Consider the following 14,950-nt stretch of genomic DNA (forward strand, 5'->3'; position numbering starts at 1 on the left):
TTCCACACGCCCGAGAAATGCGCGCTATCCGTCGACCGGGCCCCCTCCCGGTCGACGGATTGGGCGCAAATCTGGGTTCTAGGCGAGGTAGTCGAGTTGGGCGCGGACGCTGAGTTCGGCGGCGTCCCACAGGACGGGGTCGACGTCGGCGTAGACCCGCTCGACCACCTCGCGCGGCGTCGTCGCGCCGGCCTCCACCGCGGCGCGGACCTGGTCGAGCCGGTCCTCGCGGTGGGCGATGTAGAAGTCCAGCACCGCTTCGGGATCATCGACCACGGGGCCGTGGCCGGGCAGGATGCGCCCGACGAGCCCCTCGGTCGCCAGCTCACGCAGGTGGGCGAGCGAATCGAGGTAGGGGCCGAGGGCTCCGTCCGGATGGGCCACGACCGTGGTGCCGCGGCCGAGCACGGTGTCACCCGTCAGCAGCGAGTCCTCACCGGTGAGCCGCAGGCAGAGGGAGTCGCGAGTGTGCCCCGGCGTCGCGATGACCTCGAGCTCGAGGCCGTCGACCTCGATGAGCTCGGAGTCGCGGAGCGGCTGGGCACCCGTGCAGAACGCCTCGTCCAGCGCCCGGGTCGGAGCGCCAGTGAGCTCGACGATCCGGGTCATCGCCTCGGTGTGGTCGGCGTGATGGTGCGTGAAGAGCACCAGCGCCACCTCGCCGGCCGCGTCGATCACGGCGTTCAGATGCTCATCGTCTGCCGGACCCGGGTCCACCACCACGGCGCGCGTCGCGCCCGGCTCGCGCAGAATCCAGGTGTTGGTGCCGTCGAGCGTCATGATGCCCGGGTTGTCGGCCAGGACGAACGACGCGCGGTCGGTCACGCGGGTGGCGCTCACACATGCTCCCCTCGTTCGGTCTCCAAGAACAGCTCCCCGTCGACCTCGACGATGCGCGGCTCGATCGGCGCGACCACGCGCAGCGCCGCCGCCGCAAGGACCGTCGCGGCCGTGTGCTGGGCGAGTTCGCGGCACGTGACGGCCGTCGGCGGCATCATCGCCGCGTCGCCGGCATCGACGCGTTCCAGCACGCTGCTGAGCGGCGCCCACAGCGAACGGTCAGCCTCCGTGCTGACCTGCCCGACTTCCTGCCCCTCGGGCAGCGCGGCCACGAAGAAGCGGGTGTCATACCGGCGCGGTTCGAACGCCGGGGTGATCCAGTGCGCCCACACGCCGATGAGGTCGGCGCGCAGCACGAGGGAGTTGGCTTCGAGGAACTGAGCGAAGGAGATGCGCCCTGTCTCGAGGTCGCCGCGGGCCTCGACCATGGCGGCACCGGTCGTGTCCCCGAACACGGTCTGCGCGTCGGGGCCGGCCAGCAGCACGCCGGTCTCCTCGAAGGTCTCGCGAACCGCCGCCACGACGAGGGCGTGGGCGAGCTCGGTGTCGCAGCCCAGCCGCGCGGCGAACTCCGCCGCCGGCGGACCGACCCAGTTCAGCGGCTCGCGGTCGGACTCGTGCACGCCGCCGCCGGGAAAGACGTACATCCCGGCAGCGAAGGCCATGGAGGCCTGCCGCCGCATGAGGAACGCCTCGATCCCCTGGGCGCCGTCGCGCACCACCGCGATCGTCGCGGCGTCGCGCGGCGTGACCGGGTCCGCCGCGCGATGGGCGTATTCGCGCAGTCCCTCCGGCAGCGGCACGAGCATGTCAGCGGACCTCGGCGACGATCTCGACCTCGACCGGCGCGTCGAGCGGCAGGACCGCGACGCCGACGGCCGACCGGGCGTGCTGCCCGGCTTCCCCGAAGGCGGCGCCGATGAGCTCGCTCGCGCCGTTGGCCACCTGCGGTTGACCCGTGAAACCGGAGTCGCTGGCCACGAACGCGACGACCTTGACGATGCGCACGACGTCGTCGAGGTCGACGACCGAGCCGAGCGCCGCGATGGCGTTGAGGGCGCACTGCCGCGCCGCCTGCTGCGCCTCGTCTGCACTGACGCCGGCGCCGACCTTGCCGGTGACGGTGAGTTCGCCGTCGACGAACGGCAGCTGGCCGGACGTGTAGACGTAGGACCCCGAGCGGATCGCCGGGACGTACGCGGCGACCGGCGCGGCCACCGACGGCACCTCGAGCCCCAACTCGGCGAGGCGCTGCTCGACCGCTGCCACGTCAGGCCACCGGGCGCTTGAAGTACGCGACGAGGTTCTCGGGGTTCATGCCGGGCACGATCTGCACGAGTTCCCAGCCGTCCTGGCCGAAGTTGTCGAGGATCTGCTTCGTGGCATGCACGAGCACGGGCGCGGTCAGGTATTCCCACTTGGTCATGGCCCGACTCTAGCCGCCGTCGAGCCCACTGACGACGGCCTCCAGACGCCGGACGGGCGGACAGCGGCGGCGGGATCGCCGTGGAGCCCCTACGCTCGACCTCGTGGCTCCCTCCTCGACACCGCTGCACATCGTGACCGGCAAGGGCGGGACCGGCAAGACGACGGTCGCCGGTGCCCTCGCGATCGCGCTCGCCAGCGGCGGACGGCGCGTGCTGTTGTGCGAGGTCGAGGGCCGGCAGCAGATCGCCCGACTCTTCGACATCCCCCCGCTCCCCTACGAGGAGCGCCGGATCGGCGCCGCGGGCCGCGACGGCGGCCAGGTCTACGCGCTCGCCGTGGACGCCGAGGAGGCGTTGCTGGAGTACCTCGCGATGTACTACCGCCTGGGGCGCGCCGGGAAGGCGCTCGACAAGTTCGGCGTCATCGACTTCGCCACGACCATCGCGCCGGGTGTCCGCGACGTGCTGTTGACCGGCAAGGTGTACGAAGCCGCGCGACGCCGCGAGAACGGCCCGGACTCGCCGTTCGTCTACGACGCGGTCGTCGTCGACGCCCCGCCCACTGGGCGGATCGCCCGATTCCTCGGGGTCAACGACGATGTCGCCGGACTCGCCAAGGTCGGGCCGATCAAGAACCAGTCGTCCTCGATCATGACGATGATGCGCGGTCCGCAGACACGCGTCCATCTCGTGACCCTGCTGGAGGAGATGCCGGTGCAGGAGACTCTCGACGGGATCGCCGAGCTGCGGGCGGAGGGGCTGCCCGTCGGGCACGTCATCGTCAATATGGTGCGCCCGGCCTTGGTCAGCGAGAACACTCGCGCGGCGCTGGAGGACGGCACTGTCGACACCGCCGAAGTGTCGGTGTCGTTGGCGTCGGTGAGCCTCGCGCCGGATGCCGCCGACCTGCTCGTCGAGTCCGGGCTCGCGCACGTGCAGCGCCAGGACCTGCAGAATGAGCAGGCCGAGCTGCTGCGGTCGAGCGTGGCTGACGTGATCGACCTGCCGATGATCAGCGACGGTATCGACCTCGGTGCCTTGTTCGAGCTCGCCGACGCACTGGAATCGGTGGTGAGCCGATGACTCGCCCCGCACACACCCGCCCCAAGGAGTCGGCCCGCAGCCACCAGCGGGCAACGGCCCGCGCCGAGACCGGCGCCCATCCCGGTGTCGAGGTCGACGCGATGCTGGACGACCCCCGGACCCAGATCATCGTGTGCTGCGGCTCCGGCGGGGTGGGTAAGACCACGACCGCGGCGGCCCTGGCCCTGCGCGCCGCCGAGCGCGGCCGGTCGGTCTGCGTCCTCACGATCGACCCCGCGCGACGTCTGGCTCAGTCCATGGGTCTCGTCGAGCTCGACAACACCCCACGTCCGGTCGCGGACCTCGACACCAGCGCCGGCGGTTCGCTCGACGCGATGATGCTGGACATGAAGCGCACCTTCGACGAGGTGGTCGAAGCGCACGCCTCCCCGGAGAAGGCGCAGCAGATCCTGCAGAACCCGTTCTACGTGGCGCTGTCGAGCTCGTTCGCCGGGACGCAGGAGTACATGGCGATGGAGCGTCTGGGGCAGTTGCATGCCGAAGGCCGCTGGGACCTCATCGTCGTCGACACCCCGCCGTCGCGGTCGGCTCTGGACTTCCTCGACGCGCCGGAACGTCTGTCGTCGCTGCTCGACGGGCGCTTCATCCGGCTGCTGCTGGCGCCGGCGAAGGGCCCGGCACGCTTCCTCAGCGCCGGGTTCGGCGTGGTCACGTCGGCCCTGAGCAAGGTGCTCGGTGCGCAGATCCTCGCCGACATGCAGACCTTCGTCGCCGCCTTCGACACGCTGTTCGGCGGCTTCCGGCAGCGCGCCGAGGCGACGTACGCCCTCCTGCAGGCGGAGGGGACGGCGTTCCTCGTCGTCGCGACTCCCGAGGACGCCGCGATGCGCGAGGCCGCGTTCTTCGTCGAGCGGCTCGAAGCCGACGCGATGCCGCTGGCCGGGCTGGTCGTCAACCGGGTGCATGACGAGCGCGCCGGCGGGATCAGCGCCGCCGACGCCGAGTCTGCGGCGCCGCGCCTAGCCGGCGGGAACGAGACCGACCAGCTCACCGCCGACCTGCTGCGGGTCCACGCCGAGCGGATGCGCGTGGCCGGGCGGGAGCACCGGGTGCGCCGCCGGTTCGCCGCCGCCCATCGGAACGTGCCGTCCGTCACCGTGCCGGCGCTGCCCACCGACGTTCACGACCTCGATGGTCTGCGCACCGTGGGCAATCACCTCGCCGGGGAGCCGGCCACGGTCTGACCCGGCTCAGTGCCGCGACCATTCCTGCGACTGCGTGAGCCGGAACAGGTAGACCAGGGCGGGCAACACCAGGACGACGGCGAGACCCGTGGTGATCAGCAGCGCTTGCAACGTCGCCGGTGCGCCGGCCGCCTCGGCGATGGTGACTTCGTCGACCAGCATCCAGGGGTACTGAGCGACTCCCCAGCCGGTGATGACGGCCGCGACAGCCCCGAAGGCGGTCACCCGGGCGGCGACGTAGCGCCGCCGGAACAGCAGGACGAGGGTGGCCGCCCCCGCGAGCGCCGACGCCACGATGAGCACGGCGGCCCGCCCTTCCAGGCCCTCGCTCAGTGTCGGAGCGTCGCGCTGCAGCGGGACGAGCGCGGCGAACACGACGACTCCGGTCACGACGCCGACGGCGATCGACCGCACCCGGAGCCGGTCGGCGAGCCGCCGGCGCCCTGCCCGCTGGGCGTCGGCGGTGAGGAAGGTGCCGGCGAGGAAAGCGCAGGTCCCGACCGCGATCGCTCCGCCGAACAGCGACGTCGGGTTGAGCCACGAGGTCCACAGGTCGCCGTGCCCCTCGGCCGGAACCCGGCCGGACGCGATACCGCCGGCGACGGTGCCGAGGAAGAACGGCGTGATGACCGACGAGGCGGCGAAGACGACGCCGAACAGCCGCGCCTGGCCCATAGTCGCCGAGTACTTGCGGAAGGCGAAGCTCGCTCCCCGCAGGACGATGCCGAGCAGCGCGAGCAGCAGTGGGAGGATCAGCGTGGTCATCGCGGCGGCGAAGGACTCGGGGAACCCGGTCCACCACATGACCAGCACGTAGATGAGCCACACGTGGTTGGCCTCCCAGACCGGTCCGATGCTGTGGTCGACCAGCGTCCGGACCTCGGCACCGCGGCGCGCACCACCGGCGGTGAGGTCGAAGAAGCCGGACCCGAAGTCCGCACCGCCGAAGACGGCGTACGCCACGACGCCGACGAACAGCGCGGACGCGACCGCCACCTCCAGCGTCATCGTCCGGCCTCGCCGGCGTCGACCAGGCGCGAATGCGGCCCATACGGGCTCGGAAGGTCCTCCTCACCGGCCTCACCGGCGCGCCATCGCCGCGTCATCGAGCGCAGCACGACGACGGCGCCGACCGTCAGCAGGGTGTACACGACCGCGGTACTCCCGAGCAGCCACCACAAGTCGGCGCTGTAGTCGCCGACCGCGTCGCGGGTGCGCAGGATGCCGTAGACGATCCAGGGTTGGCGACCCACCTCCGTGGCGACCCACCCCGCCTCGAGCGCGATGACCGCGAGCGGCCCCGCCGCGACACAGCACCGCAGGAACCACTGGTGCTCCAGCAGGTCGCGCCCTCGCCATCGGAAGAACCAGAACACCAGCACACCGAGCATGAGCAGCATCCCGATCCCGACCATGGTCTGGAACGCCCAGTGCGTGATGTTGATCGGCGGGTGCTCGTCCGCGGGAATGGTGTCTAGCCCGCGTACCGGCTTGGTGAAGGAGTTCTGCGCGATCAGCGACCCGAGGTACGGGATGTCGAGCGCACCCTTGACCTCACCGTCGACGTAGATCCCCCCGATGCGCAGGGGCGACGGACTCTCGGTCGTCTCGGCGAGCTCGAAGGCGGCCAGCTTGGCAGGTTGACGGTCACCGAGGTTGCCGCCCAGCAGGTGACCCACGAACGGCTGCACGACGGCGGCCACCGTGGCGAACACGAACGGGACGACGAAACCGAGGCGATGATGCCGGTCGCGCCGCCCGCGCAGCATCCCCGCCGCGTAGACGCCGGCGGCGGCGAACCCCACGACCATGTACGCCGCGATCCACATGTGGAGGAACTGCAACACCGCGAGGTCGTTGAACATGGCGCGCCACGGGTTGATGTCGACGACCTCACCGTCGACGATCCGGAACCCCGCCGGGACGTTCATCCACGCGTTCACGGAGATGACGCAGAAGGTGCCGACGACGCCGGCGAGCGCCATGGGGACGACCATGAGCAGGTGGCGTCGCGGAGGCATGCGCCCCCACCCGTAGAGGTAGATGCCGAGGAAGATCGCCTCGACGAAGAAGGACAGGCCCTCGAAGGCGAACGGCAGTCCCAGCACATCGCCGAAGGTGCCCATGAGTCCGGGCCACAGCAGACCCATCTCGAAGCTCAGCACGGTGCCCGAGACCGCGCCGATGGCGAAGAGGACAGCGGACGTCTTGGCCCAGCGCTGCGCGAGCCCGAGGGCGACGGGATCGTCGCGGCGGATACCGCGCAGGTGCATCACGAAGATCATCGCCGGGAACGCCACCCCGAAGCAGGCCAGGATGATGTGCCAGCCCAGGGAGAGCGCCATCTGCTGCCGGGCCGGCAGGAGCCCTTCGGGCTCGGTGGCCAGGGCCACGAGGTCCATGACGGCGGCCGTCATGGCTCCGACGGTACGCCCGTCGGGAGGTCAACGCCGCGCGACGACGTCCGCGGCGGACCGGTCAGGCGTTACCGGCCTGCTGCAGAATGCTCCGCCACTGGGTGACGTGCGGCTTGCGGCGCAGCAGAGCGCGGCGCTCGCGCTCGGTCATGCCGCCCCACACGCCCCATTCGATGCGGTTGTCGAGAGCTTCAGCAAGGCACTCAGCCTTGACCGTGCAGGTGTTGCACAGCTGCTTGACCCGGTTCTGTTCGGCGCCGCGCACGAACAGATCGTCCGATCGACCGAGGCACGCGGCCTCCTGGGCCCAGTTGGCATTCCACATCCGTCGAATCCTTCCCGAGAGTGAGGCATGAGACCGAAGCGATTCGTCCGCTTCACTGTAAAGCGGTGTTACCTGTCCGGTCAGACCTCGCGGGGATGGTTTCGGACTAGCCCGTTCGGGTCATACGGTGCGGCGCGAAGGCTCGGATCGTCGGCATCGTCCCGTATTCTCATGTCATGGCGTGGCGCGATGTCGAGGCGAAGGTCAAGAAGGCGGCCCAGACGGAGTCCAAGCCGACGTCCACGACGTCGGCTCTCCTGTCGATCGGCAAGCTGTCCGCGTTGGCGGGGGTGATCCTCGCCGCGGTCATGATTCCGGCGGCGACGGCCACCACGATGACCACGCGCGAGCTCACCGCCGACGTCATGGACCTGCCGCTGGAGCTGCAGGAGATCCCCAACCCCCAGACCACCGAGCTCTTCGCTTCCAACGGCGAGCGCCTGGCGTACTTCTACGAGGAGAACCGGCAGGACATCCCGCTCGACGAGATCTCGCCGGTCATGCAGGAGGCGCTCCTGGCGATCGAGGACTACCGGTTCTACGAGCACGGCGCTCTCGACCTGCGCGGCACATTGCGCGCCCTGGCCAACAACGCGGCCGAGGGACAGACGCAGGGCGGATCGACGATCACCCAGCAGCTGGTCAAGCTGACCACGCTGCAGCAGGCCACCACGCCCGAGCAGCGGACTGCGGCCGTCGAGCAATCCGTGGCCCGCAAGATCCGCGAGCTCAAGCTCGCGATCGGCTTCGAGGAGAAGTACACCAAGGACGAGATCCTCGAGAAGTACCTCAACATCGCGTACTTCGGCAGCGGTGCGTACGGCGTCAACGCCGCCTCGCAGCGGTACTTCTCCGTCGCGCCGAAGGACCTCACCGTCAGCCAGGCCGCGCTCCTGGCCGGCCTCGTCAAGAACCCCGTCGAGTTCGATCCGCGCATCTACCCCGAGCGAGCCCTGCAGCGGCGCAACACGGTGCTGTCGGTCATGGCCCAGCAGGGCAAGATCACGCCGGAGGAGGCCGAGAAGCTCAGCAAGGAGCCGCTCGGACTCAACGTCACGGACTTCGCCAACGGCTGCGTGGGCTCGGTCGCCTCCTTCTCGTGCGACTACATCCGCCGTGTCCTGCTCGAGGAGGAGGCGCTCGGCGACACGTACGACGAGCGCAAGCGTCAGCTCGAGCGCGGCGGTCTGACCATCAAGTCCAACATCGACGTCACCATGCAGAACGCCGCGAACGCCGCGACCACCAACCATGTGGACCCGACCGACCAGGCGATCGGCGCGCTCGCGCTCGTGGAGCCCGGCACGGGCAAGGTCCGCGCGCTGGCTCAGTCCCGTCCGATGGGCGACGACAAGGCGGCCGGCGAGTCCTACATCAACTTCACGGTGCCCGAGCAGTACGGGCAGTCCATGGGCTTCCAGGCCGGGTCGACGTTCAAGATGTTCACTGTCGCCGCGGCGCTCAAGAAGGGCATCCCCACCAGCAAGTCCTACGGTTCTCCGCAGAACATGACGATGCCGCGCGGCACGTACTTCGACTGTGAGGGCCGCGGCACGGACCAGTGGCAGGTCAAGAACTCCACCGGTTCGGGCACCTTCAACATGTACACCGGCACCCGCCAGTCGGTGAACACCTACTTCGCCCAGCTCGAGCGCGACGCCGGCTTGTGCGAGACGGTCCGCATGGCCGAGGCGATGGGCATCAAGGTGCCGTACGACCCCGACAACGGCGTGACCGGCCAGGTCCCGTCCTTCACCCTCGGCCCGATCGAGGTCAGTCCGCTGGACATGGCCGCCGCGTACGCGGTGCCGGCCTCGGGCGGCATGTACTGCAAGCCGATGCCGATCGACGAGATCCTCGACCGCCAGGGCAACGTCATCAAGAAGTACGAGCCCGAGTGCAACCGGGTGCTGACCGAGGACGAGGCGGCGCAGGTCAACGACATCCTGCGCGGCGTCCAGGAGCCCGGCGGCTTCGGCTACCAGTCGGGCACCGGCCTGGCCATCCCGTCGGCGGCCAAGACCGGTACGACCAACGACACCAAGAGCGTCTGGTACGTCGGCTACACCCCCGAACTGGCCGCAGCGGCGATGATCGCGGGCGCCAACAACGAGGGCCAGCCGATCGACCTGCGCGGTCAGGTGATCAAGGGCCGGGTTCCGGGCAACATCGCTTCGGGCTCGGGTCTCGCCGGACCGATGTGGGCCGACGCGATGCGCGGAATTCAATCCACGCTGGCGCCGGTCGACTTCGCCCCGCCCCCGCGGCGCCAGCCGCAGGCGCTCAACCGCGGCGCCCAGCAGCCGCGACAGCAGCAGGCTCCTCCGCCCGCCGACGAGCCGCCGGCCGACGAGTGACACGAGCGAAGGGCGGGTCCGACACCTCGGACCCGCCCTTCGCTCGTTCTGTCTCAGCTGGCGCCGAGCTGTCGACGCACCTCTGCGGCGACCTTGGCGCCGTCCGCGCGCCCCTTGGTCTGCGGCGTGACGACACCCATGACCTTGCCCATGGCCTTCATGCCCTCGCCGGCGGCACCCGTACTCGCGATGGCGTCGGACACCAGGGCGGCGATCTCCTCGTCGCTGAGGGCGGCGGGCAGGAACTCGGCGATCACGGCGGCTTCGTCGCGCTCCTTCTGCGCCAGCTCCGGACGCTGGCCGGCGTCGAACGCCTCGGCCGCCTCGCGGCGCTTCTTGGCCTCGGTCGCGAGAACGCCGATGACGTCGTCGTCGCTGAGCTCGCGGGCCTCGGTGCCGGCCACCTCGGCGTTGGTGATCGAGGTGAGCACCATGCGGATGGTCGAGGAGCGGAGCGAGTCACGAGCCTTCATGGCCGCGGTGAGTTCCGCCCGCAGGCGGTCCTTGAGAGCTGACATGCCTCCATTATCCGGCACGCGAAAACGCGCTCCCTCCGCGCGCGATGCGGCGAAGGGAGCGCGTCGTCGACCGATCAGGCGCGCGGCTCCCAGCGGAAGTACCGCTTCGCGATCTCCCATCCGATCGCCGTCCAGACCACGAGTCCGGCGATGGCGCTCAGCGCGGCACCGGGCGTGGGCATCTCGTAGGCGAGTCGCGCCAACGTCACCAGGGCGCCACCGGGCGTCAGATCCATGAACCGGTTGTCCGCGAACGGCGAGGCGAACAGCGTGCCGATCACCAGGAAGAAGAACGGGACGGTCGACATCTGCGCGGCCGTGGGGTTCGGGGTGATGGCGGCAGTGCCGACAGCGGCAGCGAGGTTCATCGCGACCGCGCCGACGACGGCCACGGCCAGCCACCACGGCTGTGCGGGGACTTCCAGACCCATCGCCAGCAGGATCGCGAACACCACGACGAGCTGACCCAGACACAGGACCGCGGGCGCGATGACCAGACCGCCGAAGATCGCGACATCGCTGCTCTCCCCCGAGCGCAGCCGTTTGAGGTACAGATCCTGGCGACGCGAGACGGCGGTGATCGTCACGGTGAGGTAGATGCTCAGCACCGTGAAGAGCCCGATGAGCATCGCGGACATCCCGACGCCGGCGTCGGGCTGGTCCACGCCCTGGATCGCGATCATCCCGGCGACCGCCAAAGGCATGAGGGTCGCGCTCAGCAGCACGGTCTTGTTGCGGGTGATGAGCCGCCACTCGGTGCGTGCGATGACGGACATCTGCTGCGTGGTGGTGCTCATGCGAAGTCCTCCTGGAGGGTGCGGTCGGCGGCGATCTGGGCGAACACGTCACTCAGAGACGCCTGGTTGACGGTCAGCTGCTCGAGCCGGTGGCGGTGGTCCTCGGCCCAGCCGAGGAGTCGCACGAGCGCCTGCTGGGCGTCGTCGACGTCGATGTGGACCGTCTCGCGGGCGTCGAGCTCGAGGTGACGCGGGGCCAGGATCGTGCGCAGCGCGCGATCGACATCGACTCCGGTGACGTCGGCGGGTCGCCGGAAGCTGATCCGCGTCGGTCGGTCGTCGACGAGTTCGGCCAGGGTCCCCTCCACCGCGATGCGGCCGGCGTGCATGATCGCGATCCGATCGGCGAGCTGCTCGGCCTCCTCCAGGTAGTGCGTCGTGAGCACGATGGTGGCGCCGGTGCGCCGGAGTCCCGCGATGAGGTCCCAGGTGTTCTGCCGCGACTCCGGGTCCAGACCCGTGGTCGGTTCGTCGAGGAAGACGACGTCCGGCTCGTTGATGGTGGCCAGCACGAGGTCGAGCCGCCGCTTCTGCCCACCGGAGAGCTGCACGACCCGGGTGTCGGCGCGGTCGGCGAGCTCCACGCGTTCCAGCGCTGCCGTGAGCGTGGCTTCGCGCCGGCCCTTGGCCGCGGGCGGCGCGCTGGACAGCGCGAGCCACATGCGCACGGTCTCGGCCACCGTGAGTTCCCCGGCGAAGCCGGACTCCTGCAGCATGATGCCCACGCGGGGGCGCACGACCGCGCGCTCCCCGTACGGATCGTGGCCGAGGAGGCTGACGCTGCCGCCGTCCGCGCGCCGGTGGCCCTCGAGGGTCTCCATGGTGGTCGTCTTCCCTGCGCCGTTGGTGCCGAGGAGGGCGAAGACCTCGCCCGTGCGCACGGCGAGGTCGATGCCGCGGACGGCCTCGAAGTCGCCGTACGAGCATCGCAGGTCCTGCGCGGAGATCGCGAGATCGTGCATCGTCGTGGTCATGGCTCCAGCCTCGCGGGGTCGAGCGAAGCCCTGTAGTGGCCGGCCGTCACCGATTCCGATGACATATGTCACCGGCCCCCTGGACTACCGTGAAGACGATGTCCCCCACCGATCTTCCGCCCGCCGGGTCCCGGACCGGCCGCCAGCGCGACAGCTTCACGATGACCTGGCGATACAACCTCGTGTCCCTGTGGATGTACTTGGCGTTCGGCAGTTTCGGGGCGCTGACCAACGCCGCCGTCCGCGACGACATCGTGGGATGGCGGCGCGTCGTCGTCGTGGGGCTCGTCGTGGTGCTGATGGCGTGGGCCGGTTACTGGTGCCGCCCCCTGATCCGCGGACGCAGTCGCCGCAGCATTCCGGCAGTCGCGCACGCGGTGACGATTCTCGGGTCCGTTCTGTTCGTCGTCCTCGCATCGTGGGTGCCGGCCGCGCCCATCGGCTACCTGCTCGTCCCCTGGGCTGCCGCCGCCGTGCTCGGCCTGGATTTCAGCCGCAGCAATTACCTGAGCTGGCTCTTCGCCTGGGCCGTGGGGCTGCTCGGACTGCGGGCCGTCGTCACGCTCATCAGCGGCGACGACCTGGAAGGGTTCTTCCCCGGTGAGATCGGCGGGATCTACATCCTGGTCTTCTTCGCGGTCTTCCTGCCGGCCGCCGCCTGGTTCCAGCTCTGGGTCTGGGAGCTGACGATCGACGTGCGTGACGCCGGCGTCACGCGCGCCGAGCTCGCTCGCGTACGGGAGCGGCTGCGGTTCGCTGCCGATCTCCACGACATCCAGGGGCACCATCTGCAGGTCCTCGCGCTCAAGACCGAGCTCGCCGAGCGGCTCATCGACCGCGACCCCGAGCGGGCCCGTGCCACCATCCACGAGGCGCAGGAGATCGCCCGCACGGCACTGGAGGAGACCCGCACCCTGGCGCAGGGCTATCGCCAGGTCTCGCTGCGCGACGAGATCGTCAACGCGGCGTCGGTCCTCGAGGCCTCCGGGGCGATGGTCCGCGTGGACGTGCCAGACGCCCTCGACGACCCGCTCCTCGCCACGGCGCTGCGCGAGGCGACCACGAACATCCTGCGCCACAGCGACGCCTCCGTCGTCGAGATCACCGGGGCCCTCCAACCACCGTCCCTGCGGGTCGTCAACAACGGGGTCATCGCGCCTCCCAACGGCTCCGGGTCCGGGCTCGCCTCACTCGCCGAGCGTTTCGCCGCGCGAGGCGGCTCCGTGGAGTTCAGCGCCGTCGATGATCGGTTCACCCTCTTCGCGACCGCAGGCGGGACGGCATGATCCGCATCGTCGTGGCCGACGACGAGGAGATGATCCGCACCGCGATCGTCTCGCTGCTCGCCATGGAGGACGACCTGGAGGTCGTCGCGCAGGCGGATAACGGATCGGACGCGGTCTCGCTGGTGCGTCAACATCAACCCGAGGTCGTCCTGCTCGACCTCGAGATGCCACCGACCGACGGCATCGAGGCGGCCACGCAGGTGCTGTCGTCGGTGCCGGACACGCGCGCCGTGCTGATGACGCGGCACGCCCGTCCCGGCGTGCTGCGGCGCGCCATGGCGGCCGGCATCACGGGCTTCGTGCCCAAGTCCACCTCGGTGAGCCGGTTGGCGGAGGTGCTGCGCGACGTCGCCGCCAGCCGGCGCTACGTCGACCCGGAACTCGCCGCGCAGGCGCTGAACGCCGACGCGTGCCCGCTGACCGATCGCGAGTTGGACGCCCTGCGCCTCACCCGCACGCATGCCTCGGTGCAGCAGATCGCCGAGACGCTGCACCTCGCCGAAGGCACCGTCCGCAACTACCTCTCGTCGGCCATGGCCAAGACCCAGTCCGAGTCCCGTCACGCCGCCGCGGAGGTCGCGTGGCAGCAGGGCTGGATCTAGCGTCCCGGTACCCTGACCAGATGGTTCGACCCCGTTCCCTCGCGCTGGCGGCGCCCGTCCTGGCGGCATCGACGGCATTGGCCTACGCCGCGCTCTACGAGGTCCGCGCGTTCACGTTGCGGCGGGTGACGGTGCCGGTCCTCGAACCAGGCTCCGAACCGCTGCGGGTGCTGCACCTCTCGGACGCGCATCTGCGGCCGCAGCAGCACCGCAAGCGCGAGTGGCTGAAGTCGCTCGCCGCTTTGGAGCCCGACCTCGTGGTCAACACGGGCGACAACATGGCACATCTGGAGGCGGCCCCGGCGGTGATCGATGCCTACGGCGAGCTCCTCGACGTTCCCGGGGTCTTCGTGTTCGGGTCGAACGACTATTTCTCACCGGTCTTCAAGAACCCGGTGCGCTACCTGCTCGGTGGCAGTGGCGTGGAGGCCGGCGGCGCCTGGCAGCGCTCGCCGGACATGCCGTACGAGAAGCTGCGGTCGGCGTTCATGGCGCGGGGCTGGCTGGATCTGAGCAACCGGCATGGCGAGCTCGAGGTGAAGGGGAAGCGACTCGCGTTCGTCGGCGTGGACGATCCGCATCTGGAATTCGACGAACTCGACGACCTGCCGGCCGACCCGCTGGCCGATCTGGCGATCGGCGTCGCGCACGCTCCGTACCTGCGGGTGCTCGACCGCTGGAACCGCTCCGGCTACCCGCTGATCCTCGCGGGCCACACCCATGGCGGCCAGTTGTGCGTGCCGGGTTACGGCGCGCTGGTCAGCAACTGCGACCTCGACCCGGCGCGCGCCAAGGGCCTCCACCGCCATCACGTACCCGGCCACGAGCCGTCGTGGGTCCACGTCTCGGCAGGGCTCGGCACCTCCCCGTACGCGCCCGTGCGGTTTGCATGCCGACCCGAGGCGACACTCTTGACCCTGACTGGGTAGACTCGTCGAGTCCTCGTCGCGAGGACAGCCACGGGGTGTGGCGCAGCTTGGTAGCGCGCGTCGTTCGGGACGACGAGGCCGCAGGTTCAAATCCTGTCACCCCGACTCTTGTGATGTCTCAGGACATCTGCAAGGTCCGAACCTACGGAAGTGGGTTCGGACCTTGTTGTTTTTGGGGCTGGTAGTCCCG

16 protein-coding genes and 1 tRNA gene are annotated in these 14,950 nt (G+C 70.0%); 7 read left to right on the plus strand and 10 right to left on the minus strand.

Annotated elements, in window-relative coordinates; all coding sequences use genetic code 11:
- Nucleotides 1-78: 78 nt before the first annotated feature.
- From EHW97_RS07860 to sp36, 4 genes are read right to left on the minus strand one after another with little or no spacing between them, the layout of a single operon-like run.
- Entirely contained in the window at nucleotides 79-840 is a 762-nt protein-coding gene (locus EHW97_RS07860) for an MBL fold metallo-hydrolase (protein WP_243696346.1), read from the minus strand.
- Nucleotides 837-1,649, minus strand: coding sequence for an NUDIX hydrolase (locus EHW97_RS07865; RefSeq protein WP_124236611.1), 813 nt, complete (start codon nucleotides 1,647-1,649; stop codon nucleotides 837-839). The genes EHW97_RS07860 and EHW97_RS07865 overlap by 4 nt, the downstream gene beginning before the upstream one ends.
- A gap of 1 nt (nucleotide 1,650) precedes the next feature.
- Nucleotides 1,651-2,109, minus strand: a complete 459-nt coding sequence (locus EHW97_RS07870) for a RidA family protein (RefSeq protein ID WP_124236612.1) — start codon at nucleotides 2,107-2,109, stop codon at nucleotides 1,651-1,653.
- Nucleotide 2,110: 1 nt separating this feature from the next.
- The gene (gene sp36 / locus EHW97_RS07875; protein ID WP_118397113.1) at nucleotides 2,111-2,266 is read right to left on the minus strand and encodes a Sp36 family protein; all 156 of its coding nucleotides are present in this window, start codon (nucleotides 2,264-2,266) and stop codon (nucleotides 2,111-2,113) included.
- Nucleotides 2,267-2,369: 103 nt separating this feature from the next.
- Here sp36 and bagA point away from each other — a divergent pair, with 103 nt between their 5' ends.
- Both bagA and bagB read left to right on the plus strand, forming a co-directional pair.
- On the plus strand, nucleotides 2,370-3,350 hold the full coding sequence (bagA, locus tag EHW97_RS07880) for an ATPase BagA (RefSeq protein WP_124236613.1): 981 nt from the start codon (nucleotides 2,370-2,372) through the stop codon (nucleotides 3,348-3,350).
- Complete coding sequence (bagB, locus tag EHW97_RS07885; protein WP_124236614.1) at nucleotides 3,347-4,555, plus strand: ArsA family ATPase; 1,209 nt, start codon at nucleotides 3,347-3,349, stop codon at nucleotides 4,553-4,555. The genes bagA and bagB overlap by 4 nt, the downstream gene beginning before the upstream one ends.
- 6 nt (nucleotides 4,556-4,561) lie before the next feature.
- Here the strand turns inward: bagB and EHW97_RS07890 are convergent, their stop codons facing one another.
- From EHW97_RS07890 to EHW97_RS07900, 3 genes are all read right to left on the minus strand, one after another.
- Nucleotides 4,562-5,563 (minus strand): cytochrome d ubiquinol oxidase subunit II, encoded by a 1,002-nt coding sequence (locus tag EHW97_RS07890; protein WP_124236615.1) that lies wholly within the window; start codon nucleotides 5,561-5,563, stop codon nucleotides 4,562-4,564.
- Nucleotides 5,560-6,972 (minus strand): cytochrome ubiquinol oxidase subunit I, encoded by a 1,413-nt coding sequence (locus EHW97_RS07895; protein WP_243696347.1) that lies wholly within the window; start codon nucleotides 6,970-6,972, stop codon nucleotides 5,560-5,562. Before EHW97_RS07895 ends, EHW97_RS07890 begins: the two co-directional genes overlap by 4 nt.
- 61 nt (nucleotides 6,973-7,033) lie before the next feature.
- Nucleotides 7,034-7,297, minus strand: coding sequence for a WhiB family transcriptional regulator (locus EHW97_RS07900; protein WP_121792877.1), 264 nt, complete (start codon nucleotides 7,295-7,297; stop codon nucleotides 7,034-7,036).
- 176 nt (nucleotides 7,298-7,473) lie between these two features.
- Here EHW97_RS07900 and EHW97_RS07905 point away from each other — a divergent pair, with 176 nt between their 5' ends.
- The gene (locus tag EHW97_RS07905; protein WP_124236616.1) at nucleotides 7,474-9,654 is read left to right on the plus strand and encodes a transglycosylase domain-containing protein; all 2,181 of its coding nucleotides are present in this window, start codon (nucleotides 7,474-7,476) and stop codon (nucleotides 9,652-9,654) included.
- Nucleotides 9,655-9,707: 53 nt separating this feature from the next.
- Here EHW97_RS07905 and EHW97_RS07910 read toward each other — a convergent pair whose 3' ends face one another.
- The 3 genes from EHW97_RS07910 to EHW97_RS07920 form a co-directional block, all read right to left on the minus strand.
- Nucleotides 9,708-10,172, minus strand: a complete 465-nt coding sequence (locus tag EHW97_RS07910) for a GatB/YqeY domain-containing protein (RefSeq protein ID WP_124236617.1) — start codon at nucleotides 10,170-10,172, stop codon at nucleotides 9,708-9,710.
- Between the two features lie 74 nt (nucleotides 10,173-10,246).
- Nucleotides 10,247-10,969, minus strand: a complete 723-nt coding sequence (locus tag EHW97_RS07915; protein ID WP_124236618.1) for an ABC transporter permease — start codon at nucleotides 10,967-10,969, stop codon at nucleotides 10,247-10,249.
- Entirely contained in the window at nucleotides 10,966-11,943 is a 978-nt protein-coding gene (locus EHW97_RS07920) for an ABC transporter ATP-binding protein (RefSeq protein WP_243696348.1), read from the minus strand. The genes EHW97_RS07915 and EHW97_RS07920 overlap by 4 nt, the downstream gene beginning before the upstream one ends.
- 98 nt (nucleotides 11,944-12,041) lie before the next feature.
- Between EHW97_RS07920 and EHW97_RS07925 the strand changes: the two genes are divergently transcribed.
- The 4 genes from EHW97_RS07925 to EHW97_RS07940 all read left to right on the plus strand — a co-directional run bounded on the left by EHW97_RS07925 (nucleotide 12,042) and on the right by EHW97_RS07940 (nucleotide 14,865).
- Nucleotides 12,042-13,229 (plus strand): sensor histidine kinase, encoded by a 1,188-nt coding sequence (locus EHW97_RS07925; protein WP_166367440.1) that lies wholly within the window; start codon nucleotides 12,042-12,044, stop codon nucleotides 13,227-13,229.
- Nucleotides 13,226-13,831 (plus strand): response regulator transcription factor, encoded by a 606-nt coding sequence (locus tag EHW97_RS07930; protein WP_124236620.1) that lies wholly within the window; start codon nucleotides 13,226-13,228, stop codon nucleotides 13,829-13,831. The genes EHW97_RS07925 and EHW97_RS07930 overlap by 4 nt, the downstream gene beginning before the upstream one ends.
- Nucleotides 13,832-13,851: 20 nt before the next feature.
- Nucleotides 13,852-14,760, plus strand: a complete 909-nt coding sequence (locus EHW97_RS07935; protein WP_124236621.1) for a metallophosphoesterase — start codon at nucleotides 13,852-13,854, stop codon at nucleotides 14,758-14,760.
- Between the two features lie 31 nt (nucleotides 14,761-14,791).
- Nucleotides 14,792-14,865 (plus strand) — tRNA-Pro (locus tag EHW97_RS07940).
- Nucleotides 14,866-14,950: the final 85 nt, after the last annotated feature.

Origin of the sequence: Aeromicrobium camelliae (genome assembly GCF_003850045.1) — a bacterium.
GTDB classification, from domain to species: Bacteria; Actinomycetota; Actinomycetes; order Propionibacteriales; family Nocardioidaceae; genus Aeromicrobium; species Aeromicrobium camelliae.